Below are 24,372 nucleotides of genomic sequence, written 5' to 3' on the forward strand. Positions count from 1 at the left end.
TATTCATGAGAGGAGTACTTGATCGAGTTTGGTGTTTGGTTAAGCTGGGTTTACTTAATAATTTTCGTATGCTATCATTAAAACTATAATTTTAATGATAGGTATAAATGGCTACATGACAGTGTTTTTAGCTAAATTAGTTTGATTAATTGAATTTATTTAATGACTTGTAGACGAATTTTATGAAATACAATTTTTGAAATTTATAGAAAATTAACTGTAAATATTGAACGTATTTTTGACAAAATCTATTTGCTGCAAAACTTATTTCATTAGCAAGAATAAGAGTTTATAGCCTTAGAATATTGATTTTTGTGACTCTTCAAGCCTGCTAGTCTCCCTCCTCTGCTCGTTTATAATACTTGCATAATCAAAAAACGAACATACATTCTAGTTTTGCTTTATAATTATTAAATGTAATCAACCTTTTAAGGAGAACAGATTTGTGGAAACTAAAAAGTATTTAGACTTAATTGAAACCGAACTTAAGGGCATGCCGGATTTTGTTAAAGAGTATAATTTCGGCACTACCCATTCTTTAACGACAACATACCAATATTTAACCGAAATTCGGCGCTTTTTTGACTGGCTGCGTCAAGAAGGAATTTCATCTGCACCAGATAATAGTCAGATTAGCGTTGACACGCTGGCTAATTTACGGCGCAATGACATTATGCTGTACATTAACTATTTGGGGCACGTGAAAAATCAACAGGGACATTTGAACTCACCGACAACGATTAATCGGTCAATTAATGCCCTACGCTCTCTATTCAAGTTTTTAACGATTACAGCTGACAATAATGATGGTCAGCCCTACTTTGAACGCAATGTCATGCTTAAAATCGACTCGCTTAATAATACTAAAACGCTGAATTACCGAGCTCATATTCTTGAGTCGCACATGTACATTGGTAAATTAAAATATCAGTTTCTTGATTTTATTGAAAATGAGTACGAGCAGCACTGCAATAAGCAGGCATTGCCAGCCTTCAAAATCAATAAAGAACGTGATATGGCAATTATTGCCTTGATTTTAGGTACAGGAATTAGAGTTTCTGAATGTGCCGGCGTTAATTTAGCAGATTTAAACCTTAAAAAAGCTACACTTGATGTAACTCGTAAAGGTGGCCAGCGTGATAGTGTTCCAATTGCCGAATGGACTTTAGACTATATCACTGAATATCAAAAAGTTAGACGTGAACGTTATTCTGCTACTAAGAAAGAAACGGCATTTTTCTTAACGCGGTGGCACCAGCAAACAAAAAGAATGACCACTAACGCAATTGAAAAAATGGTCAACAAGTATTCTGCTAGCTTCGGTCACCCGTTAACGCCACATAAATTGCGTCATACGCTTGCTTCTGAGCTCTATGGCGTGACTAAAGACCAGGTGCTTGTAGCACAGCAGCTTGGACAAAAAGGCACCTCAGCGACTGATTTGTATACGCATGTCGATCAAAAGAAACAGCGTGACGCATTAAACGAAATTTCTGAAACCGAAAATAAATAGAAATAGACAAAAAGCCCAGTTATTTGACAATAACTGGGCTTTTGATATAAAACTGCGATATTTTTTATTGATGTTTATCAAACCATTCTTTAATATCATACATTCTGTGGATTCTAAGAGACGGCAAGCCATTACGTGACACGCCGTGGAATGATTGCGGGTAGCGAATCATGTCGGTCTCTGCCCCTGCCAGTTTAACGGCAGTAAAGAACTCCTCACTTTGTGAAATTGGACAACGCATATCCCATTCACCATGGAGTAATCTAATCGGCGTTGTTACGTTTTTGGCATAAGCTAACGGAGACATTCGCCAATATTTTTCAAGGGCTTCGTCGTCGCTGAATAAGTCTGCCTGCAGTTCTTGACGGTCGAACCAATAACCGATATCTGAGGTGCCATTCATGCTGATCCAATCACTAACACAGCGCTGGGCAACCGCTGCTTTAAACCGTTTGGTGTGCCCTACAGCCCAAGTTGTCATGAAGCCGCCGTAAGAACCACCAGCGATGTATTGATGGTTCTTATCTAATTCAGGGAAATGTTCCAAGGCATAATCTAGACCAGCTAAGACGTCAGAAAAGTCGTTTTCGCCATAATGGCCGTCAACATCATTACAGAATTTTTGACCGTACGTGGTTGAGCCACGCGGGTTAACGTAAACTATTCCGTAGCCCCAACTAGCTAAAACTTGAAATTCATGGAAAAAGGTTTCACCATAAGCTGCATGTGGACCACCGTGAACATACAACAATACTGGAGACTGTTTAGGCTGGTTTGCTGCAGGCAAGTACCAGCCTTCCAGTTCTTGTGTTTTGTCTTTGGACAGATAAGTGAATTTTTGCGCCTTAAGATAACTATGAGTTTGTTCGAAGTCATGATTAGGATTATACAACTGGCTTGTGGTTTTAGTTTCAAGGTCAAAAAGTAATAATTCACTTGGCAATGCCTGTTTTGAAATTGTCAGAAGTAATTGCTGAGGACCAGCTGCACAAAAGTCAGTAATATCTTCAGCTTCATCACGAATTAATTGCACAGTATCCCGATTACCTAGGTACAATTGACTGTGACCGTGATGTAAAGCAGTAAAAGCATACTGTTCATTATCTAACCAAACTACACTGTTGCTGCATAAATTTTGGGTAAAGTCTGCAGTTAGAGCTGCTTCGTATCCTACATCAACGTCGGGCAACTGCTGAGTTAAATTAGTCAATTGTTTAGTTGCTAAAGAATACAGCCACAGATCGTTAACGGTTTGCCCTGGATAACTGTTATCATTGCCGACCAATGCTAAAGTTGTCCCGTCCGGTGAAAATGCCGCGGCAGAAAAACTCCCTTGAGCAACTTTACTAGTAATTAATTCGGTAGTACCCATCTTTTCGTTATAAAGATACACTGCCTTGGTGTAATCAATATCGGTATCAAGTTCAGGCTGGCGCCCCCTGATATAAGCAATAGTCCCTGCTTTGGCTGCTGCTAATTCAAAATCGTCCTTAGTTGTAAATAAAACTGTTGCTTCTTGCGTTAGTTTATCTACCTTAATCAGTGAAAATTCGGCATCATTTTCAAACCAGCCATAACCATCTAATCGCCCATTTAGCTTGGTTACGTGTCTAACTTCTGGGAATTTTTCCGTTTTGAATTTAGGTTTTTCTTTAGTTTTCTTAGTCTTCACATACAAAGCTTGCGTGTCATCTGAAACAACTAATTCTTGAACGGAAACGTCATCACTATCAGTTAACAAGAACGGCTGTGCACTACCGCCATCAATTGGCATCCTGTAAAGTTGCGGCTTTTCGCTGTCTTCTTGATGAAGATAATAGAGAAAATCGCCCAATACTCGCGGACTACTATTTAGCCCTCCCTGACTCCAAACGCGATAGTTTTTATCTTGATCGAGACTAACCAAATTGGCCAAATAACTGTTGCTGTCTTTTTTAATGAAATTTTCAGTAAAAAATATTTTATCATCGTAAAATCGTACTTGCGAAACTGATCTTAACTGATAAAGGTCTTCTGGTGCGATGTTTTTCGTCATAGATCTGTACTCCTTTGATTAATTATATTAAATATTATTTCATTATTTATTAATTTAATTAATCTTACTATTCTGACCTTTTTTGTCAATCCTTTTTCTAACTAATAAAAATACCCGATTGACAGTAATTTCCCGCCAATCGAGTATTTGAAGTTTTATTCAAAAGTTGTCTGCCAGTTAGGATCATGATATGCATCAAAACATGTCTTGATTTCGGCTTCACTATTGCGCTCAATTGATAACTCAGGCAAGTTTTCAAGGCTAAAATAGCGGCAGTCGCTTGTTTCAGTATTTTTAACAAACTCCCCGCCAATTTCACGACACAAGAAGAACACATTAACGACATTAATTGCTCGTTCACCGCGAATTGTATGGTTATGGTCGCAAATTGTAATCACGCGTTCAGCTTCGACATCACGTCCTGATTCCTCTTTGGCTTCCTTAATACAATTTTGGGTAACAGACATATTGGGTTCACACCAGCCGCCTGGCATTGACCAAGCGCCGTCGATAGTTTCTCTGACCAGCAAGATTTGATCGTCCTTAAAAATTGCGGCCCGTGTCCCTAATTTAGGGGTTTGGTAGCCGTCATCACTACTAAACAATGATTTGACCTGCTTTAATGGCAAGCCGGTTTTAGCAGCCATCATTTCGGTTGCGATAGCTCTAATTCGTTCATAGCGTTCCCGGTCGAATTTATCATGACCATATTCTAACCCATTTTGTGCTAAACTTTGTAATTCAATTGCCCAATTAGTAAACTGATCTTTTTTATCCATAACTTTTTCCTTTGAATACTACAGAAAAAGCAGCTATAGCAGCTGCTTTTTATTTTGTTAAATCAATTTTGTCAATATCAATCATCCAGCCAATGGCAAGTGATTTTTCACCTAAGTGTGTCGCAATTCCGGGACTAAATTTGGTGATTGAAATTGTCTTGTCTGGAAATTCTTTTAGCAAGAATTCATTGGCTTCCTTAACTTGACTTTCATCGTTTGAATCAATGATAAATAACTTGATTTTATCTTTGTATGGCAATTGACTAATTTTTTCAACCGTCAAATTTTCCATTTTGGTAAAAGCACGTTTCATTGACCGAATTTTGTCAAATGCAACAATGTCACCGTCTTTGAAAGTTAACAGTGGCTTGATATTGAGCATTGAGCCGATAAATGCACCAGCGTTACTTAACCGACCGCCGCGACTTAGATTCTTAAGGTCATTAACAACAAAAACTTCATCAATTGTTGCTCTAATCTTATCTAAATGGTCAAGGATTGTTGTTAAATCTAAACCGTTTTTAATCATCTTAGCAGCAGCCAATACTAAATTGCCTTGCAAACGCACAGTCATCTTAGTGTCAACAGGATGAAGATTGTATGCTGGATGATTTTGAGCAATATTACATAAAGTCTGATAAAAACCAGAAATACCACTAGAAAGTGTGATTGCAATAATTGCCTCGTATCCCTCATCATGCAGCTTGTCAAAAAGTGTAATCATGTCACCCATACTTGGCTGTGAGGTCTTAGGAAAATCTGCGCCCTCTCTCTGCAGCTCAAAAAGCTTGTCGGAAGTAATATCAATGCCCTCTAAGTATTCCTGATTACCAATAATAACTGGAATTGGTACAACAATAATATTATTGTCTTCAGCTTCTTGTTTAGTTATAACGCTAGTACTATCGGTAACTAATGCAATTTTCATCTAATTAACCTTTCGCTTATTAATATGTGATACAGAGAAATTATAGCATAAAAATAGGCGGTCATTCTACTACCTAGAGAGACTTTGCAGTTTCTAACTTAGTTAATAGCTGGTTAATGATAGCATTCAACTGGCTGATTTCACCTTGTGATAGGTCTTCAAAGAGCATTTGTTCAATCTGCTTTAAAGTAGCCTTTAATTCATCTGCTTTACGAACGCCAGCATCATTTAAAACAACTGACTTACTAGAATCACTCTCTGAACGAATGATTTTTACTAATGTTAACGTCTTTTTCTGCTGCAATTGCCTACTTAAAGTTGATAAAGAAATATTTAGCTTATTTGCTAAACTCCCCATTTTTAATGGCTGATTACCATTTTTATCAAAATATAGTAAAATCCTAGTTTGCGATAAGTTTAACCCACATGTACGACTGATTTCATTTTTTATTTGCGCGGCAATCGTGCTAAAAGATAAAATATCCATTCAACTAACCCTTTTCCTCTGAATAACTAAAAGATAAAATTATTTTTCATACTATAATTTTTAACAATTAAAAAGCTAAATAACATTGTTAAATGAGGTTTTATCATATCAGATAGAGTGTGAAACAACAATGGCTAGTATGCAAATAATTTTATTGTGAAACATTTTAGTATTAATTTTAACTTATAACTAATAAATACAAGTATCCATTAATATATATTACTAGTATAGCATCTTTTTGCAATGATTTGTTTAGTTAAAATTAATTTAATTAATATATTGTTAATATACGTTATTTTAAGAAAATTGCTTAAAGGACATCTTATACTTATTACGAAATAATTGGTATAATAGAGTTCGTATTTTGAGGTGATATATATGGCATTTGACGGCTTATTCATTCATAGTCTATTAAACAGTGTGACCCCTGCCCTTGTTGGCGGGCGCTTATCAAAGATTTACCAGCCTTTCAGTCAGGATTTAATTTTGACTTTTAGAAAAGAGCGTAAAAATCAGCAGTTGCTGATTTCGGCTAACGCACAATATCCACGATTTTATTTAACTAAGCAAGCGATCAGTAATCCGGATAAGGCACCCACTTTTGTAATGGTGCTGCGAAAGTATCTTGAAGGGTCAGTTTTGCAATCGATTAATCAAGTTGGTGTTGATCGCATTATCAATCTTTGCTTCAGTAATCGCAACGAACTTGGCGATCAAGTACAACTTATTCTGTCAGTTGAGTTAATGGGTCGCCACAGTAATGTGATTTTGTACGACCAGACAAGTGGCCATATTATTGATTTGTTAAAGCGCATTAATCCGGATGAAAACCGGGCACGAATTTTACTGCCAAAGGCAAAATATGAACTGCCCCCACTTAATCCGGGTTTAAATGGCTTTGACCTAACAGAAAATGACTTTAAGCAGGAAATAACTGGGTGCGAACCGGCTATTTTTGCTAAAAAGATTGGCGGCTTGGATAAAGATGACCGTAATGAATTGACTGGTTATTTGGAAGATGATTACACTTATTCATCCTTTACCACTTTTATGCAGCAATTTGATAAATCTGGTGCCTTTATTTTAAAAACGCCAAACAACAAGCGCAAAATCTTCCCTTACCTTCCCTACCACTTAGATTTGGTTCAGGAAAGTACAGATTCTGACTTGAATCATGCTCTAGATGAATTTTACCAATATCAAGCTAACCGTGATTGGGTTAAGCAAAAGGCAAGCCAAGTTGAGCGAATTGTCAAAAATGAACAAAAAAAGTTAAGCAAAAAAATTGTTAAGCTTAATAAGCAGCTCGACCAAGCAGAAAATTCCGAAGGGTATCGTATTCGGGGTGAAATTCTAAATGCGAATTTAGGTCAAGTTAAACCTGGAATGACAAAAATATCTTTACCTAATTATTATGACAATAACGAGCCGATTGAGATCAAACTTGATGCGGCTCTATCCCCAGCACGTAATGGTCAAAAATATTTTACTCGTTATAAAAAATTACGCGATTCAATTAAGCATGTTAAGCAGCAGATTGAAATCGCGCAAAATAACCTAACCTACTTTGATTCAATTCAAACGGCAATTGATAATGCGGAGCCGCAAGACATTGACCAAATTACTGATGAATTAATCAGTCAGGGTTATCTTCGCCGGCCGCAAAAGCAAAAGCGCCGTAAGAAAATTACCGAACATAATTTAAATAAGTTCAAACTTACTTCTGGCAAAACGGTTCTGGTTGGGAAAAATAATTATCAAAATGATTGGTTAACGCTAAAAAAGGCTAATAAAACTGATCTTTGGTTCCATGTCAAGAACATTCCTGGATCACATGTTATCCTGCAGGATGATTCACCAACTGAGACGGATATTGCCGAAGCCGCTGAAATTGCCGCCTACTTTTCTAAGGCAAAAGATTCAGCACACGTGCAAGTTGATTATGTTCAAGATAAGCGGGTTAAGAAACCTAATGGTGCCAAACCTGGCTTTGTTATCTATACTGGTCAGAATTCTATTGAAGTTACACCAGAAAAAGACAGTGTTTTGAATAAAAGAATCGATTAAAAAAAGCGAGAATGCAATGCATTCTCGCTTTTGCGCCTTTTAATTCAATTTTTTAAATTGGCTGTGTGGTTAGAGATAGTGATTCTAAGACATGCAGAATTAATTCCGTAGTTTCAATACTGGAAAAGACAGGAATATGCGTGTTCAAAGCCTCGTCCCTAATCTTAATTGCATCACCGCTTGCTGTATCAGAAAGATTAGTAATATTAATTACCATGACAATCTTGTGCTGGCTGATTTTTTCCAATAAATTATTTGGATCTGAATGAACCTTGCTCACCACACCAGTTGTAATTCCGGCTTCAGCGAAGGCATTGGCGGTTCCTTCAGTGGCAACAATTTTAAAGCCTAAGCGGTCAAATCGCTGTGCTAACTCTGTCACTTTTTTCTTGTCTTCATCACGAACAGAAATAAAGATTGTCCCAAAGCTTGGGATGTGTAAGCCGCTGGCTTCATAACCCTTGTAAAGAGCTTTGGCAAGTTCCGTGTCACGGCCCATTACCGAACCAGAAGATTTCATTTTCGAATCAAAAGTATTGCCACTATTGTAGTCAACATACGAAAAGACAGGCATTTTAACGTGAATAAAGTTATTTGAATGCCACAAACCCATTTTGCAGTCTAGGTCAGCTAAATCTTTGCCAGTTAATACTTCTGTGGCACAAGCTGTAATATCCTTACCCAAGGATTGTGATAAGAACGCAACATTGTGCCCGGCATACGGCTTAATTTGCAATAGATAAATGCTTTTATCAACAATTAAAAAGTGCAATGTAAAGATGCCCCGCATCTTTAACCGTTTAATTAATTCGGATGCATATTCGATTAACAGCTTCTTGCCTTGCTTAGATAAGTTTTGGGGTTTAAAGACCGCAATTGAATCCGAAGCATGTGAGCCAGATTGTTCTAGGTGCTCAATAATTCCGGGAATAGAAACATCTTTACCATCAGAAATTGCCGTAATCTCGTACTTGTTGCCTTCAATGAAATGCGACAAAGTTACTTTTGATAGTTGAGTTTCCGCGACATATTTGTCTAAAGCTGGCTGATCGTAAACAACGGCCGACTTTTGCTTAACACCTTGATTATTAAAGCCACCAATTAAAATCGGGAAATTATGTTCACTAACAAATTCTTCTGCTTCTTTTGCATCAGTAGTTGTTAACAGTGAATTTTGCTTGAGTGATTTGACTGGTGTTGCCGAAAGCTGCTTGATTTTATCAACGGGATTTTCACTATGATTGCCTAAGACGTTTAACCCACGTTGAACCAGCTTCTCCCCCATGGCATTAATTTTTTTGCCAGAGAATTGAAGCAGAACATTCTTAATGTTTTCTTTGTGAGCAACCTGAACGATGTTCTCAACCGTGACCGGTTCAAAGTAGATGCGATCGGTGTACTTATAACTGGTAGCTACCGATTCATCATTATTGGAAATCAACACAGTAGCATAATTATTTTTATGTAAAGTTTCTACCGCATGACTAACCATGTAGTCAAATTCACTGGTAACCGATACCTGTGCTGGCAGCATGCCGATAACTAATACCTTCTTATCAGCTATTAGAGGCTGAACCTCATCTTGAACGCCAAAGGAACTGTAATATGCTTGAACTTTCGGCTGATAAACACCTGCTGACCCGTCAATCTGTAAGTAAGACGGCGTCAGGTGCAATTTTTTAAGATGTTTTTGCAAGGCATCAAGATTAATACCAGTTAAGGTGGCTATCAACTCATCACGAAAGCCGCGTCTTTTTGCTTCAATTAGTAACTCATCACTTGGCTTAGTGTCATTTAACTTACGGCCGATTTCGGCAATATTCTGCAATTTTTGAAAATAAACGGGATGCAGCTGCACCAATTGCTGCAATTCTTGATAAGAAAAACCTTTGGCAATAGCTGCCAATAATCTAATCAGGTGCAGTTCATCAGGATGAAGTAGATCTTGTTTAATTTCTTCCTCGTCTTTGTCTTTTTCAGAAATGAATAGCTGTACAGCTGTATTGAGATTAACAGTTGAGGCTAGTCCTTTCAAAAATGCTGTTTCGAAATTACGGCCAATTCCGATAGCTTCACCGCCTGACTGCATCCTTTTGCCTAAAGAATAATGATTGGTTCCTAATTGTGTTAGTGACCAATACGGCATGCGGACAGCAACCTTATCTTGGGTTGGCTCGATTGCCGCATTTAATCCTGACATTGGATCAGTAATTTCATTTAAGCGATAGCCAATTGCAATTTTACAAACAACGTAACCAATACTATAAAGGTCAATTCGTTGCGACCAAATTGCACTCCTAGTTAAGCGCGGCTTAATTGTTAGAATCTTGACATCAAATTTTGTACCTTGATGCTTGACGGCAAAATGAATATTTAAAATGCCAACAATCTTTAAACTTGCCGCGATTTTCTGTGCGATTTGTCTAATCCGTTGAACTTGGTCGTTATTTAACGTTAATGCTGGCATGACCATTGCGGAATCACCAGCGTTAACTGCAACTGGTTCAATTGAATCCGCAAAGCTGGTAAACAAGACATTACCGTCATTGTCGCGAATAATGTTAACGATAACCTCTTCCCATGAAGATAAATCCTCAATTAAACGGTAATTATCACAGGAAAAGCCCTCACACTGCCGCTCTTTTTTGATATAAGTAACTAAGTCTTGGCACTTTTGAAAAATGATTTGCTTATTGGACAAGTAACGTTCTCTCTTAACCATTAAAATCGGAAAAGTAACTTTAGTATCCAATTCATGAGCTAAGTTATCACTAGAAAAGTCCGATAATTTCCAATTTTGATTAATTTCAAGACCGTTTTGCTTAAGAAAAGCAGTCATCTTCTGTTGGGAATTAATCATCAACGTTTCTTTATTTAACGTGAGCAGCTTAATACCCATCTGCTGTAAAATACCGTCATTAACCAGGTCAAGAGTTACCGATAAGCCAGTTGTTGAACCGTACGCAGGAATAATTGCATCTGGTTCTTCCATGCGAATAATTCGCTTGAGAAAGTCCAGGGTCATTGGTTCTAAATAAACAGTTACTCCTGGTCTTTTATCAGTTGAGATTGTAGCCGGATTGGGATTAACAAGAACCACATGGATGTCTTCTTCTAACAGTGCCCTGATGGCATCTGAAGTAAGTAAATCGGTCTCTGCCACACTTCCTACTAATGTCGGCCCTGACCCAATGATTAAAATTTTACCTAAATCATTTTCTAAAGGCATACTTCTACCCCATCATCTTTACAAAATCGTCAAAAATAGATAGTGCATCAAGACTGCCAGGTGCACCTTCAGCGTTGAAAGCTGTGCCGATTATCTTTTTCTGTGGATTGCAAAATCCTGCTAATAAGTCACTGTGCAGGTCAAAATATTCCTGCTTCATTTCCATTTGCACACTATCAGCTAACACCAATTGTGAGATGTTCATTGCTGTCTGCCAAATGTGATTACAATTTTGTTCGATAACCGGATAATTAGTCCCATTAAATTCTTCAGGCAGGTCAACTAATTCAAAATTGAGATAATCGCTGAGTGCTAAAAAGCCCAAACCAATACCCCAAATTGGATATTTCCCATAAAAATGGGAGAATACTGGTTCTAAAGTAGCCTTGAGTTCAGCAGCTTTTCCAGGTCCACCTGAGATAATAATGCCATCCGGTCGCAAATTATCAATGTCTGTTACGGAAGCATCAAATGGTAGTACGGTCGCATTAATCTTTCTTAAAGATAATTCGCGCAGCATTGAGTGCTTGAGCCCCAAATCCAAAACGGCAACGGTTTTGCCAACATTTGGCGCCGCATAGGCGTTCTTAGTTGAAACTGCGGCCGACTTATTTTTGGGTAAAACAAGCGCCTTAATTTGGTCAAAAGCGTGTGCATCACTGGCGTCCATAATTGACGCCTTAATTGTCTTTTCTGTAATTAATAGGTGCACTAATGCCCGTGTATCAACTGCATATAGTGCAGGGATGTTCTTTTCCTGCAAAAAAGAATTTAAATCTTGAAAGTTTTCGCTATCAGAGATGTTACGGGCAACATCGTTGGCAATAATGCCTTTAACAGTGGGGTTAATACTTTCGTAATCAATTGCATTAATCCCGTTGCCGCCAATCATTGGTGCTGTAAAGACAAGAATTTTGCCAGCATTAGTTGGATCGGTTAATGCCTCTTGATACCCAAAATTACCGGTCTGAATTGCTAATTCGCCAGTTGAAATGATTGAGGCACCAAAACTCTCACCTTCAAATGAACTGCCGTCTTCAAGAATTAAATATCGTTTCATCTAATCACTTAGTTTCTCTTAATTCGGATAGCCGCTCTAGAAAGATCTGAGGTGGGTCTACCTGAAACTCAAGCCATTTGCCACTAGATGGTTGTGAAAAGCCTAGAACTTGGGCATGTAAAAACTGACCATGACCTTCCAGAGTATGGTGTGGCCCGTATAGCGGATCGCCAGCAACGGGATGACCAATATAAGACAAATGGACACGAATTTGGTGCGTCCGACCGGTTTCTAGTTGACAGCGGATTAAACTGTAGTCCTTAAATTGTTCTAAAACTGTAAAGTGCGTGACAGCATCTTTGCCATTTTCAACAACGGCCATCTTCTTGCGGTTATAATGATTGCGTCCAATTGGCGCGTCAATCACACCGCTATTCTCACTGAAGTTGCCATGAACAATGGCTAAATATTGACGCTTGTTGGTCTTGTGGGCTAATTGATCTTCTAAACTTTCGCGAGCATTGGCATTTTTGGCAATCATTAATAGGCCTGATGTATCCTTGTCAATGCGATGGACAATTCCCGGGCGAAAACCTTCAGGGCTATCTGCCAAATCTTTTGTATGATATAAAAGTGCATTAACTAAGGTATGGTCGGGATGTCCAGCTGCTGGATGCACCACCATTCCCTGCGGTTTATTAACGACAATAACATCTCGATCTTCGTAAACAATATCTAGCGGAATATTTTCCGGAGTAACAGCCAAGGGTTTAAGTGCTGGAACAGTTACTGAAATTTGATCGCCATTCTGGACTTTATAGGACACTTTTTCAAGTTTGTTGTTAACCAATATTTGTTTATCTTGAATTAACTCTTTGATCCGTGTACGCGATAAGGTTGCAATTTGAGCTGCAATAAATTTGTCGAGCCGTCCTTGCTCACTCTTAACTTCAAGCTGATAGGTTTCAGTCATTCACGTTACCACTTTCATCAAAAAACAATAGATAAATAAAAATCAAAATAATACCAACAGTAATTGCCGAATCAGCAATATTAAAAATATTGAAATGGATAAAATCCACTTGTAACATGTCAATGACATATTTGAGGTGAATCCGGTCAACTAAATTACCGATAATTCCGCCTAAAACAAGGGCTAATCCACAATCAAACAAGCCATTTTTGTATTTGGGCTTGAATAAATAATAAAGACAAACACCAATTGCAAAGATGCTAATTAAATAAAACAGCCACATTTGTCCAGTGAGAATGTTCCAAGCAGCACCATTGTTTTGGACATAAGTAAATGATAAAACATGCGGGATAACTTGGTGAACCTCACCCAGGCTATAATTATTGCTAATAAAGGATTTAAGTCCCTGATCCGCAAAAACAATTACGAAAGAAATAATTAAATATAAAAATTGCATAAATAAATTTTAGAATAAACCGCTGATCTTACCATCGTTATCAACGTCAATATCAAGTGCTGCTGGATGCTTAGGCAAGCCTGGCATGTCTAAAACATGTCCGGTTGTAATTACGATAAAGCCAGCGCCATTTCTTAAACTTGCACCCTTAACATGTAAAGTAAAATCAGTTGGTGCTCCCAGCAATTTGGCGTTATCAGTGAATGAATATTGGGTTTTAGCAATGATAACTGGTAATTTATCTTTTCCAATCTTCTCTAATTCATGAATATCTTGCTCGGCCTTTTCGCTGTATTCAACACTTGTTGCGTGATAAATCTTTTCGGCAACTTTGCTAATTTTAGTTTTGATGTCGTCATTTTCCTGATAAGTTGGCGTTAAGTCAGCCTTTCCGGAATTGGCCAAATCAACAACAGCTTGAGCAGCTTCAATACCACCCTTGGAACCTAATTCATGGTAATCAACAACCATGGCTTCAATTCCTTGTTCGTTAACCAATTGCTTTAATAGGTCAAGTTCTGCTGGAGTATCAGTCGCAAACCGATTAATTAATACGATTACAGGAACATTATAATTACGCATGTTATTCATGTGACGTTCTAAGTTCTTAAAACCGCTGCGTAAAGCAGACAGATTTTCGGTACCTAGATTGTCAGTTGAACCTTCAGCCTGATATTTTAATGCACGAACAGTTGCCACAACAACACTGGCATCTGGCTTTTTATCAAGTTTAGTAGAGACAAAGTCCATAAACTTTTGACCGCCAAGGTCACTACCAAAGCCGGCTTCAGTTAAAGTATAGTCGCTGAGGTGTAAGGCAAGATTAGTTGCCATAATTGTGTTAGCCCCATGAGCGATATTGGCAAATGGTCCACCGTGAACTAATGCAGGTGTATGTTCAATTGTTTGCACCAAATTAGGCTTGAGTGCATTAGAAAGGAGAGCAGCAATTGCCCCTTGAAAACCAAGTTGTTTAACGTAAACGGGTTCATCATCTGTTGTATAACCAACTAGCATTTCTCCAACCCGCTTTTTCAAGTCATTAATATCTGTAGCTAAGCACAAAATGGCCATTAGTTCATTGGCAACTGTAATCGCAAAACTTGATTCGTGCTCAATACCATTGAACTTAGATCCTTGGCCAACCGTGACTTTTCGTAAACTGCGGTCATTAACATCAATTCCGCGCTTCAAGACAATCTTATCAGGATCAAGATGTAAGTCATTTCCTTGATAAATATAATTGTCAACAAGTGCTGCCAAAGTATCAATTGCGGCAGTTAACGCATGCATGTCGCCAGTGAAGTGCAAATTAATGTCTTCCATAGGAATGATCTGTGCTTGACCACCGCCAGTTGCACCACCCTTAAGACCGAAAACAGGTCCCATTGATGGTTCACGCAGAGCAATCATTGTTTTTTGGTGCAATTGGTTGTTAATGGCGTCGCCAAGACCAATCGTCATTGTTGATTTACCCTCGCCGGCTGGAGTTGGTGAAATTGAAGTCACCAAGATTAGTTTGCCTAGATGGCCGTTAGCTTGAATTCTCTTAATGGCTGGCCAGTTGATCTTAGCCTTATCATAACCGTAAGGTTCGAGGTCAGTTTTGGCTAAACCTGCCTTAGCTGCAATATCATTGATTGGTAAAGTTTGTGCTTCTTGAGCAATTTGAATATCTGTTTTCAATTAGAATTCTTCCTTCTATTTTTAAAATTAAGTTGTCATATATCTGCTTGCCTTTTCATATTAGAATTTAGGTCCCACCTTTATTTAAAATCAACTGCTATTATAACAAATTTTAGGAACATTTTCTTTATTGCAGGTTAATTTATAGATAATAAAAATAGCCAGCTTGATAGCTGGCTATTTGTTGACTTAATTTTTAGCAATTCGCAATAAATAATATTTTTCTAAATCGGCAACAGTAATTACATAAATATGCAAATAGTGCCACTGCCAGAATAATTCAGGTTGCTTGTTGCATTTCACTTTAGCTCTAAATGGCAGTTTCAGGTACTTATTATTCCAATATGAAGTTAAAAAGGTATAAATGAGCAAGATTACAAAAATTATGCCAAGAATTATTGCCGGCCAATTTTTGACGTGGGTTCCTTCATAAGCCAAGATTAAGCTGAGGAACAGAACGATAAATACCCAGCTAAAATAAACTAACCCTACACGGCCAAGAATAATAAAGTGTTTTTTATTCATTTAGCTACTCCTGATTAATATTCAACTGTAGTTTCCAAATTGCTATGATCTGTTGTGTCATACAGTGTTCTCATGTAATTGCGGAATTTAGGATGTTGTGCTTCAAGCGTTTGGTAAGCTACCGAATCATGAATTCGGTTAAGTTCTTCCTGACTAATATGATTATGACCAGTGAAATAATTATAATTCATACTGAGAAATAACTCATTTACCTGCTTGATTAATGGTGGCTGGTTTTCGGCCAAAGGGTCAGGAATAGCAGAATTGCTGCTTAAATTACGCAACTGAATCTCTTTTAAATATTGGTGAAAATGGGTCAAAGTATAATTTTGTTGCTGAACCTTAGTCAAATAGGGCTTCATGGCAAAAGTCTCCCGTTGATACGTAACTTTTTCAGGATTTACTTGGACAACACCGTATGCTTGATCGTAAGAACAAAAGCTCGAAGTCACAACTTCAATTGTAGGTGTCTTACCAACCGGTCCAGCAATGTTTTGGGCGTGAATATGACCGGAAAAGGCCATTTTGATATCAAACTCTTTGCATATTTGTCTAAGCATTGGCGCATTATTTAAGACAAACCCGCGATTAACTGCAGGGTTATGGACATAAAGCGTGTGATGCATAAAGAGCAGCGGCCGCAAGTGCTGTTTGCGCGCGTTGATTAATTGCTTCTCAAGCCAGACAAACTGGTCATCACTAATCTGCCCTGCAGTAATTGGTGAAGTGAAATTTTCTTGAGTGCCATAAATATTTGAATCCAGCATTATCAATAGATATTGCGGATTTAGCTGCACACTGTATGCCAGTGAATGTGGGTCTTGACTTAAACTGCAATCGTATGTCGATTTAAAGATCTGCCGCCAAGCTGCGGGCCCAACTTGCGGAGTAAGAATTTGTTTTTCACCTTTAAAGCTGCGGGCCCAACCATCATAAATATCATGATTACCAGGCAAAACTAATAGTTTAGTTTCGGTTAAACTACTAAAAATTTCTTGAAACTTCTGCGTGGAAATTAATTCCCCGTTAAAAGTAACATCACCAGTTACAATAATTGCGGCAGGCTTTTTTTCTTGGGCCATTTTACAAAAAGCACTCAAAGCTACTTCTTGATACACCAAGTCCTTACCTTGACTGGTGTTTTGCATGCGCACAAAAGCTGGACCATTGTCGTGAAGACTGTCCGCAATTAAATGTGTATCTGTAATTATCCAAAATTCAGTGTTTAACTTATCTGTAATCATTTTTTATTTGCCCAGTATTGGTAGAAGTCTACGCGCAGGTTACCGTTAAATAATTTACGCTTTTTGGTTGCGCGTGCACCAAAACATTTTTCAAAATCAGGATCACCAACCAAGTAATATTGACTAAAGCTATCATACTTATGAAAAACTTCGCCCATTTGCTTATAGAGAGCTTCGGCAGATTCCTTATCCTTCAAACGTTTACCGTATGGCGGGTTAGCGATAATGATGCCGTTTTCTAAATCCGTCGCAAAGTCCTTAACTGCCACCTGCTTGAAATTAATATCTTGCAGCACCCCAGCATTGTGGGCATTTAACTTGGCAATTTCCAAAATTGATTGGTCAATATCACTCGCCCAGATTGGCTGCTCTAATGGTCGAACCAGTGTTTTGGCTTCTGCTAAAGCTGTTTCGTGTAAGCTAGTATCAAACCAGTCAAAACCGTCAAAGGCAAACTTCCGCCAAGTACCTGGTGCAATATTTTTGGCAATTAATGCTGCTTCAATTGCCAGCGTTCCCGACCCTGTCATTGGGTCAATTAGTGGATGAGTGCCATCATAAGGGGTTAATTTAATTAAACTCGCCGCAAAGTTTTCTTTTAAAGGCGCGCCACCGTGTTCAATTCTGTAGCCACGCTTAAAGAGACTGGCGCCAGTTGTATCTAATGAAATCCGTGCCGTATCTTTATAAATGTGAATGTCGAGCGGATATTCATTACCACTTTCTGGCAAAAAGCCGCGCCGGTGATACTGGTCAGACATTTTGTTAACAATTGCCTTTTTGACAATTGACTGAATACCTGGTTCAGAATGCAATTTTGATCTAACAGAACGGCCTTGAACCGGAAACTTAGCATCAATCGGCAACAATTCAGCCCAGTCAATATCATAGACTTGGTTATAAAGCGTCTCAAAATCAGTCGCCTTAAACTCCTTCAATAGAATTTTAACGCGGTCTGCGGTCCGTAGCCAGAGGTTAGTTTTAACGATGTCTGCTTGATTCCCCTTAAAGAAAACCCGACCATTTTCTGTTTTAGTTTCATAACCAAGTGCTTGCAATTCTTTGGCAACGACGCTTTCAAAGCCCGCGCCCATTGTTGTATAAAGTTGGTATTGTTTCATAAATAATCCTTTTCATTTCTTAAAAAAAGCGTTGAGCCCTTCGAAAAGCTCAACGCTGCCAGTGCAAATATTTATAAGCCACGTTCTGTTCCAGTAATTTTGGCAAAATCACCTTCAGCAGCCATCTATCTTTACTATAAAGTAATCCAACCTTTAGTTCAATTTCTTAGGTTGAGACGCCCCCACCAAATTTGGGTTGCACGCTCGCAGGGTTTACCTCGTTCCACCAGCAGCGTTTCCACTGCTGCTTCGTCACTGTGGCACTTTTCAGGATAGTCATGCATATCAAAGACTTAGCACTTTTTCCGCCGTAATTAAAAATTCTTTAGCTTATTGAGCTAAATACGAACACTACAAGCATCGCAGCTCGTGCGTGCGTGGACTTTCCTCAGCTCGGCATAAAGCCAAACCGCGACTGCTCAAAATTCACACTAAGAAAGATTATACCAAAAGAAATTACTTTTGTAACCCATAAACTTGTCTTTCCAAGTTATAAACCTTGCGTTCAAGTGCCGAAATGCGTTGAATTATCGCCATGTTAGTCGAATTTTCGGTTTCTTGATCGTTATCTGCAAAAGAGTTAAAGGTGCTTGATTGACTACTTGGAGTATACGTCCGAACAGTATCTTCGGTTGGTTCAGTTGGCACAACGCGGCGTGATTTTGGCTTTTCTGCGGTTTTTTCTTTTTGTTGGTCATTGATTAATTTTCCTTGCAAATCACCAATTTGACCATAAAGATCCTCGATAATTTGTTCAAAAGTGTCATAATCAGCAATTACCTTGTCTAAAAAGGCGTCAACTTCGTCTGGGTCAATCCCCTTAACTTTAGTTCTGAATTGCTTTTTTAAAATATCCTGTGTGGATAATTGAATATCATTTAAATCTGGCATAGTGACGACAACTCCTTTATCATACCCTTTTATTTTAGCAAAAAGAGTGCGTGCTTAAAACCGCAAATTTAACTTTAAACAAACTTTTAAGTTATTCTGAACGCTTTTTTCTGTAAGACTTTCTTGATATTCTTCTGCCACATCTTGTAAATCATAAAAATCGATTAATTCTAAGGGATAATCCTTGGTTTCTTGGTGTTTTTTGATTAAATTATAATCAAATTTCGGTTTACCCGGATTTTCAGGATCATAGATCATTAGTGCTTGATCTGTATGCATCAACATAAAATTTTGGTAGTTGCGCAGTTGGACTGGACTTTGATATGGATGACTTGACGTTGAGGCATAAAAATCAACTTGATTTTTTAAATTGAGAAATTTGCCTTGGTTGGTTTCATTCCAGCGACCGGCAAATTCTTCATATGGCGTAATCATTGAAACGCGTAAAGGATAGCGGTCACGTAAGCTGATTGCAACCTCACTGGCCCATTGCTCAACGCCCAGGTTAGCACCAGTAATTACCCAATCAAGCTGGCCATCTTCTAGTCGCTTTATCATGCATTTTTCCAGAACAAGCTTGATAATTTTAATCTTGGGATCTTTATCGCCAAAGGTACTTAACTCGTAATTTCTGTAACCGGTAACCCATAGTCGTTGCATAGTGAAACAGATAGCTCCTTGTTCAAAATTTTTTTCTTTATTGCTATAATGCTAGCAGGAGTGAGATTGATGGTCAAATATCCAAGCGGCAGTTTAGCCGCATTTCGTAAATCAACTGAAGAACCCAAAATCCGCACAAATTTTCAGCACCGTAAAAATGTCAGTTTTTCGGGACGTGGGATGACTTTGGAACAAATGATTAACGAATCAAATAAATATTATCGTCTAAAGGAAATGGCCGTTGTTCACAAAAAGCCAACGCCAGTGCAGATTGTGAAGGTAGATTATCCTAAGCGGTCAAGAGCAGTAATTCGCGAAGCATATTTTCGCCAAGAGTCAACAACGGACTATAATGGAGTATATAAAGGTTATTATTTAGACTTTGAAGCTAAAGAAACCAAAAATAAGACGAACTTCCCGCTAAAAAATTTCCATGAACACCAAATTGTCCATTTAGAAGAATGCTTGAAGCAGCAGGGAATTTGTTTTACAATTATTGGCTTTACAAGCTTAAAACGGTATTTTGTCACTCCTGCTAGTTTTATTATTAAAGCTTGGTGGACTAAAGATAAAAGTTCAGTGACTTTATCCGAGGTAGAAAAGTGGTCAGTTGAAATTAAAAGTGGTTTTCAGCCTACGCTGCCCTATTTAATTGCTGTCGATCATTTTATTACAGATAGGAATATGAATAATGGCAAACAATAAATCTAGTTCAAATAATCAGCGCCAGTCGCGCCAAGAATATCGGCAAAAACAGCCCAAACCGTTGTGGCGGCGGATAGTTAAGTGGTGTCTGATAGCTGCGTTACTGCTAATTGTTTCGGGAATTGGTCTTTTTGCATATTATGCAAAAGATGCACCTAATATTAGCCAGGCACAGCTTGAAAGCGGCGGTTCATCCGGCTTTTATACAACTAATGGCAAGTTTCTCTTATCGCTTGGTTCAGAAAAGCGTATCTACGTTAAGGACAGCCCTAAATTGCAGCTGCTTAAGGATGCAATTGTATCAGTTGAGGATAAACGCTTCTATAAAGATAAGTTAGGTGTTGACCCAATCAGAATTGCTGGTTCAATGTTAACTAATGCTCAAAGCAAAAGCATTGCCGCTGGTGGGTCGACAATTACCCAGCAGTTAGTTAAATTGACCGTCTTTTCTACTGATGCTTCGCAAAGAACGTTGCGCCGTAAAGCCCAAGAGGCTTGGCTGGCAATGAAAGTTCAACGCGAATATACACATGACCAAATTCTGGAATTTTATATTAATAAGGTTTACATGAATTATGGTAATTATGGAATTGGGACTGCTGCCAATTATTATTATGGTAAGAGTATTGGTAAGCTTGACTTAGCCCAAACAGCATTACTTGCTGGGATGCCTAACAGACCAACTGCTTATAATCCATATACTTACCCAAAATATGCTAAGTATCGCCGAGATATTGTCTTGGGTGCAATGCTTGATAATAAGAAAATCACGCAGGCGCAATACGATCAGGCGCGCAAAGAGAGCGTTAAAAAAGGTCTTAAGTATCATAGTCAAAAGGCGCAAACTAATTTGCGTAAAATTGACGACCCATATATTAAGGAAGCAATCGCTGAAGTACAAGCCAAGGGCTTTGACCCCTACCGTGATAACCTCAAGATTACAGTGAATATTGACCAAAAAGCTCAGAACAAACTTTATGAGCTTGCTAATAATGGTCAAGTGCCGTTTACCAGCGACCAAATGCAAGTTGGAGCTACCGTAGTTGATCCTAGCAGCGGCCATATTGTTGCGATTATCGGTGGCCGCCACTTACCTCCTGTCCAGTTAGGTCTTGATCGTGCTGTTCAGACTAGCCGTTCAACTGGGTCTTCAATTAAACCGGTCTTGGACTATGGTCCAGCAATTCAGTATCTAAATTGGTCAACCGCTAAGATGCTTGATGATAGTAAATACTATTACCCTGGTACCAATGTTCAGCTTTATGATTGGGATAACAAGTATGATGGCATGATGACCATGCGTCATGCCTTGGAGCAATCACGTAATGTCCCTGCTGTTAGGACTTTAAAACAGGTCGGTGTTCCGCGAGCTGCTGCTTTTGCCCAAAAATTAGGAATTAATGTTCCTAAGTCTTCCGGCTTGTCAGTAGCGATTGGGGCAAATGCTTCAAGTATGCAGATGGCTGGTGCCTTTAGTGCTTTTGCGACAATGGGTGTTTACCACAAACCGCAGTTTGTTTCTAAAATTGAAACTCCAGATGGTTTAACAAGAAACTATGATTCCGCTGGTGTTCGGGTAATGAGCAAGTCAACCGCTTATATGATTACTGACATGCTTAAGGGAGTAATTAAAACTGGTTCAGGTACTAGTGCTAAAATTGACGGCCTGCACCAAGCTGGTAAAACTGGTTCGGTTAAGTATTCCGATCAAGACCTAGCTCGCTACCCTGGCTATGCTTCAACGCCTAAAGATTCTTGGTTTGTTGGTTATACGCAAAGCTACGTCATGGGTGTTTGGACCGGCTATGATAATCTAAAAGACGGGACAATATCTGGTATTGGTCAGCAATCCGCCCAATTATTGTATAAGAGCATGATGTCGTATCTGATGCAGAACAAGGCCAATGTTGATTGGCAAAAGCCGGATTCAGTTATTCGGGCAAGAATTGCTAAAAACTCTAACCCACCTGAAGTTTCTACAAGTGGACAGTGGCAATTATTTGTTCGCGGTCATGCGCCGAATGGAATTGTTGACGATAGCAGCAGTTATGATGAAGATGATGAGAAAGCTGATACAAATAGTTCTAGCTCAACGACTAATACGCAGGAAAACCATGCTGTAAATCAGCACCAGCAGCAAAATGGTTCTACTACACAGTCCCATGATAGTCAGCACCATACCAATACACATCAGAATAACCAAAATAACAATAATCAATCTGAACATCATCAGTCTAACTCTAATAATTCCTCATCAAGTTCAACGACTAATGAAGGATCATCAACGACAACGACTGAAAATAATTCAACTGCTAATAAGCAGCATCATTAAGTCAGATTAATAATTAAAGAAAACCTCACGGGTTAGTTACCGTGAGGTTTTTATTTTATTTAGCTAACTGGTTTAACTTTTGGGTAATTGCTGCTATTTCTTTAAGTTCGACAGTCGGATCGGCAATCATCTGGTCTCGTTTAAACTTGAGTAGTGCAATTTCCTCTTCCTTGTTATCACCGTTTGCTTGCAGATAAGCACCATTAAGCAATTGCCCACTTTGAATTTGCCATTTAGGCAAGTTGAGTTCGGCAATAAACTGCTGGTCATGTGACACAATGATTAACGCAAACGGATAATTATTGATAAAGTCAGTTAGTGCCGCAATTGAACTAATATCTAAGAAATTAGTCGGCTCATCAAGCAAAAGCAGATTATGTCGACCTAACAAGATATGAGCTAAGTTAAAACAAACTAATTGCCCACCACTTAATTGTTTAATTGGTTCATTAAAAGCTGGCTCCAAATTCAAGTCTCCCAATAACTGCATTGTTGTGCTGCGAGTGAAAATTGATTCGTGTAATAACTTATCTAATACAGTCTCATTAGTTAATGAAGTTGTTAAGTCTTGGTTGAATAGCCCACTATTTAATTGCTGATGATAAACGCCAGACAGTTGCTGCTGGGCCAACTTTTTCAAAAAAACTGACTTACCGCTGCCATTAGGTCCAACCAAAGCAATTTTACTATTAGTTTGCAGTTTCAATTCATGATTAATTGTAAAAAATTTTTGCCGTTGCCAGCAAATAATCTGCGGCTTAATGGTCACTAAGTTAGCTTTATTTGGCAGCTGCAAATCACTTAAATGAATTGCAATATTTTTCAATGTAATTTGTTGTCGCTTGTGGGGATACTTAATTGCCGCATTTTCCGCTGCTATTTTCTTTGTTAGAATGCGGCTTTGCCTTAGTAGTTTTCGCTGTGTACCACTGGCGTCACCACGGGACTTCCAATCAGCAACTGAGATACCAGCTTTACGTTTGCGTGCGGTGTGACCCTGAGCTTGCTTATGTTGATATTCTTTTTGCAGTCGCTTGCGTTTTAATTCGTGTTGGTGGTCTTGAGCCTCTTGATGCGCCTTTTTCTGAGCTGAAAATTTTTCATAAGCCGCAAAATTGCCGTTAAAGACTGTGACTTTTTGCCCCTTCAATTCCCAAGTGCAATTAGTAACACTATTCAATAATTGTCGATCATGACTAATTACTAGCATAGGACAGCGTAATTGCTGCAGCTGGTCAGTTAACCAGACTTGCCCAGCTTCATCTAAGTTAGAGCTAGGCTCATCAAGTAATAGTATCCTATTTTTCTGTCCCTTTAACTGCTGAAAAGCATGTTTAAGTGCAGTTTTTTCCTTTTCACCACCACTTTGGTCTGTTTGCGGTAATAATTGTGGTACATAAATGGGGGAACAATTTTTAATAACTTGGCCGTGTGCTTCTTCGGGTAATTGCAAGATCGCCCGCATTAAGGTCGTTTTGCCAACACCATTTGCTCCAATTAATCCGACTTTTTCATTGGTAGTAATTTTTAAATTAGGGATAGTAAATAGCTTTATACCCTGATAACTAATTGTAAGATCAATAATTTTAATAAATTCCATAACTATCACACCTTAGTAATAATATTTTTAAATTATGGAATTTGTCCTAACAAAAGTTGATCTTTAATTAAAAATTGCTCTTGTTAGGCAACTTCCATCATATTTTGATTGACTAGTAAACTTCTCATCAGAATCACTTC

General features: G+C 38.4%; 19 protein-coding genes and 1 other RNA gene. 4 read left to right on the top strand and 16 right to left on the bottom strand.

Features of this window, described 5'->3' with window-relative positions; translation table 11 throughout:
- The first annotated feature begins 445 nt into the window (after positions 1–445).
- Positions 446–1,513, top strand: coding sequence for a tyrosine recombinase XerS (xerS, locus tag OZX58_RS04070; RefSeq protein ID WP_277129659.1), 1,068 nt, complete (start codon positions 446–448; stop codon positions 1,511–1,513).
- Positions 1,514–1,577: 64 nt separating this feature from the next.
- Here the strand turns inward: xerS and OZX58_RS04075 are convergent, their stop codons facing one another.
- The 4 genes from OZX58_RS04075 to OZX58_RS04090 form a co-directional block, all read right to left on the bottom strand.
- The gene (locus tag OZX58_RS04075; protein ID WP_277141659.1) at positions 1,578–3,548 is read right to left on the bottom strand and encodes a S9 family peptidase; all 1,971 of its coding nucleotides are present in this window, start codon (positions 3,546–3,548) and stop codon (positions 1,578–1,580) included.
- Positions 3,549–3,703: 155 nt separating this feature from the next.
- Entirely contained in the window at positions 3,704–4,327 is a 624-nt protein-coding gene (locus tag OZX58_RS04080) for an NUDIX hydrolase (RefSeq protein WP_277141660.1), read from the bottom strand.
- A 49-nt stretch (positions 4,328–4,376) separates the two neighbouring features.
- Positions 4,377–5,255, bottom strand: a complete 879-nt coding sequence (locus tag OZX58_RS04085) for a DegV family protein (RefSeq protein ID WP_277129656.1) — start codon at positions 5,253–5,255, stop codon at positions 4,377–4,379.
- A 73-nt stretch (positions 5,256–5,328) separates the two neighbouring features.
- Complete coding sequence (locus OZX58_RS04090) at positions 5,329–5,742, bottom strand: MarR family winged helix-turn-helix transcriptional regulator (protein WP_277141662.1); 414 nt, start codon at positions 5,740–5,742, stop codon at positions 5,329–5,331.
- A 378-nt stretch (positions 5,743–6,120) separates the two neighbouring features.
- Between OZX58_RS04090 and OZX58_RS04095 the strand changes: the two genes are divergently transcribed.
- Positions 6,121–7,809 carry an NFACT RNA binding domain-containing protein gene (locus tag OZX58_RS04095; RefSeq protein ID WP_277141664.1) on the top strand — a complete coding sequence of 563 codons (1,689 nt, stop codon included), beginning with the start codon at positions 6,121–6,123 and terminating at the stop codon, positions 7,807–7,809.
- Positions 7,810–7,861: 52 nt separating this feature from the next.
- On the opposite strand, the gene OZX58_RS04100 is transcribed toward OZX58_RS04095, so the two are convergent.
- The 11 genes from OZX58_RS04100 to OZX58_RS04150 all read right to left on the bottom strand — a co-directional run bounded on the left by OZX58_RS04100 (position 7,862) and on the right by OZX58_RS04150 (position 19,595).
- Complete coding sequence (locus OZX58_RS04100) at positions 7,862–11,038, bottom strand: carbamoyl phosphate synthase large subunit (protein WP_277141666.1); 3,177 nt, start codon at positions 11,036–11,038, stop codon at positions 7,862–7,864.
- Positions 11,039–11,042: 4 nt separating this feature from the next.
- Positions 11,043–12,098 carry a carbamoyl phosphate synthase small subunit gene (locus OZX58_RS04105; RefSeq protein ID WP_277141668.1) on the bottom strand — a complete coding sequence of 352 codons (1,056 nt, stop codon included), beginning with the start codon at positions 12,096–12,098 and terminating at the stop codon, positions 11,043–11,045.
- A gap of 4 nt (positions 12,099–12,102) precedes the next feature.
- Positions 12,103–13,011: an RluA family pseudouridine synthase gene (locus OZX58_RS04110; protein ID WP_277141670.1), complete on the bottom strand. Its 909-nt coding sequence runs from the start codon at positions 13,009–13,011 to the stop codon at positions 12,103–12,105.
- On the bottom strand, positions 13,004–13,468 hold the full coding sequence (gene lspA / locus OZX58_RS04115; RefSeq protein ID WP_277141672.1) for a signal peptidase II: 465 nt from the start codon (positions 13,466–13,468) through the stop codon (positions 13,004–13,006). Before lspA ends, OZX58_RS04110 begins: the two co-directional genes overlap by 8 nt.
- Before the next feature lie 9 nt (positions 13,469–13,477).
- Positions 13,478–15,154: a formate--tetrahydrofolate ligase gene (locus tag OZX58_RS04120; protein WP_277129649.1), complete on the bottom strand. Its 1,677-nt coding sequence runs from the start codon at positions 15,152–15,154 to the stop codon at positions 13,478–13,480.
- Between the two features lie 189 nt (positions 15,155–15,343).
- Positions 15,344–15,679, bottom strand: a complete 336-nt coding sequence (locus OZX58_RS04125; protein WP_277141673.1) for an acyltransferase — start codon at positions 15,677–15,679, stop codon at positions 15,344–15,346.
- 14 nt (positions 15,680–15,693) lie between these two features.
- Positions 15,694–16,923, bottom strand: coding sequence for a metallophosphoesterase (locus OZX58_RS04130; protein ID WP_277141675.1), 1,230 nt, complete (start codon positions 16,921–16,923; stop codon positions 15,694–15,696).
- Positions 16,920–18,044 (bottom strand): class I SAM-dependent RNA methyltransferase, encoded by a 1,125-nt coding sequence (locus OZX58_RS04135; RefSeq protein WP_277141677.1) that lies wholly within the window; start codon positions 18,042–18,044, stop codon positions 16,920–16,922. Before OZX58_RS04135 ends, OZX58_RS04130 begins: the two co-directional genes overlap by 4 nt.
- 69 nt (positions 18,045–18,113) lie before the next feature.
- Positions 18,114–18,471, bottom strand: an RNA gene (gene rnpB, locus OZX58_RS04140) — RNase P RNA component class B.
- A gap of 29 nt (positions 18,472–18,500) precedes the next feature.
- Entirely contained in the window at positions 18,501–18,935 is a 435-nt protein-coding gene (locus OZX58_RS04145) for a DivIVA domain-containing protein (RefSeq protein WP_277141679.1), read from the bottom strand.
- A gap of 54 nt (positions 18,936–18,989) precedes the next feature.
- The gene (locus OZX58_RS04150) at positions 18,990–19,595 is read right to left on the bottom strand and encodes a DUF1273 domain-containing protein (protein ID WP_277141680.1); all 606 of its coding nucleotides are present in this window, start codon (positions 19,593–19,595) and stop codon (positions 18,990–18,992) included.
- Between the two features lie 69 nt (positions 19,596–19,664).
- Between OZX58_RS04150 and recU the strand changes: the two genes are divergently transcribed.
- Together recU and OZX58_RS04160 are read left to right on the top strand one after the other, a co-directional pair.
- A complete protein-coding gene (gene recU, locus OZX58_RS04155; RefSeq protein ID WP_277141683.1) occupies positions 19,665–20,300 on the top strand; it encodes a Holliday junction resolvase RecU in 636 nt (211 codons plus the stop codon).
- Positions 20,287–22,632 (top strand): transglycosylase domain-containing protein, encoded by a 2,346-nt coding sequence (locus tag OZX58_RS04160; RefSeq protein WP_277141685.1) that lies wholly within the window; start codon positions 20,287–20,289, stop codon positions 22,630–22,632. Before recU ends, OZX58_RS04160 begins: the two co-directional genes overlap by 14 nt.
- Positions 22,633–22,687: 55 nt before the next feature.
- On the opposite strand, the gene OZX58_RS04165 is transcribed toward OZX58_RS04160, so the two are convergent.
- The gene (locus OZX58_RS04165; protein WP_277141687.1) at positions 22,688–24,232 is read right to left on the bottom strand and encodes an ATP-binding cassette domain-containing protein; all 1,545 of its coding nucleotides are present in this window, start codon (positions 24,230–24,232) and stop codon (positions 22,688–22,690) included.
- Positions 24,233–24,372: the final 140 nt, after the last annotated feature.

Source organism: Lactobacillus sp. ESL0680 (assembly GCF_029392855.1).
In the GTDB taxonomy this organism is placed as follows: Bacteria; Bacillota; Bacilli; order Lactobacillales; family Lactobacillaceae; genus Lactobacillus.

Bases quoted from the DNA above. Each gene is read 5' to 3' on its own strand.
- OZX58_RS04075 (WP_277141659.1), bottom strand. From the start codon at position 3,548: ATGACGAAAAACATCGCACCAGAAGACCTTTATCAGTTAAGATCAGTT.
- OZX58_RS04080 (WP_277141660.1), bottom strand. From the start codon at position 4,327: ATGGATAAAAAAGATCAGTTTACTAATTGGGCAATTGAATTACAAAGT.
- OZX58_RS04085 (WP_277129656.1), bottom strand. From the start codon at position 5,255: ATGAAAATTGCATTAGTTACCGATAGTACTAGCGTTATAACTAAACAA.
- OZX58_RS04090 (WP_277141662.1), bottom strand. From the start codon at position 5,742: ATGGATATTTTATCTTTTAGCACGATTGCCGCGCAAATAAAAAATGAA.
- OZX58_RS04095 (WP_277141664.1), top strand. From the start codon at position 6,121: ATGGCATTTGACGGCTTATTCATTCATAGTCTATTAAACAGTGTGACC.
- OZX58_RS04100 (WP_277141666.1), bottom strand. From the start codon at position 11,038: ATGCCTTTAGAAAATGATTTAGGTAAAATTTTAATCATTGGGTCAGGG.
- OZX58_RS04105 (WP_277141668.1), bottom strand. From the start codon at position 12,098: ATGAAACGATATTTAATTCTTGAAGACGGCAGTTCATTTGAAGGTGAG.
- OZX58_RS04110 (WP_277141670.1), bottom strand. From the start codon at position 13,011: ATGACTGAAACCTATCAGCTTGAAGTTAAGAGTGAGCAAGGACGGCTC.
- lspA (WP_277141672.1), bottom strand. From the start codon at position 13,468: ATGCAATTTTTATATTTAATTATTTCTTTCGTAATTGTTTTTGCGGAT.
- OZX58_RS04125 (WP_277141673.1), bottom strand. From the start codon at position 15,679: ATGAATAAAAAACACTTTATTATTCTTGGCCGTGTAGGGTTAGTTTAT.
- OZX58_RS04130 (WP_277141675.1), bottom strand. From the start codon at position 16,923: ATGATTACAGATAAGTTAAACACTGAATTTTGGATAATTACAGATACA.
- OZX58_RS04135 (WP_277141677.1), bottom strand. From the start codon at position 18,044: ATGAAACAATACCAACTTTATACAACAATGGGCGCGGGCTTTGAAAGC.
- OZX58_RS04145 (WP_277141679.1), bottom strand. From the start codon at position 18,935: ATGCCAGATTTAAATGATATTCAATTATCCACACAGGATATTTTAAAA.
- OZX58_RS04150 (WP_277141680.1), bottom strand. From the start codon at position 19,595: ATGCAACGACTATGGGTTACCGGTTACAGAAATTACGAGTTAAGTACC.
- recU (WP_277141683.1), top strand. From the start codon at position 19,665: ATGGTCAAATATCCAAGCGGCAGTTTAGCCGCATTTCGTAAATCAACT.
- OZX58_RS04160 (WP_277141685.1), top strand. From the start codon at position 20,287: ATGGCAAACAATAAATCTAGTTCAAATAATCAGCGCCAGTCGCGCCAA.
- OZX58_RS04165 (WP_277141687.1), bottom strand. From the start codon at position 24,232: ATGGAATTTATTAAAATTATTGATCTTACAATTAGTTATCAGGGTATA.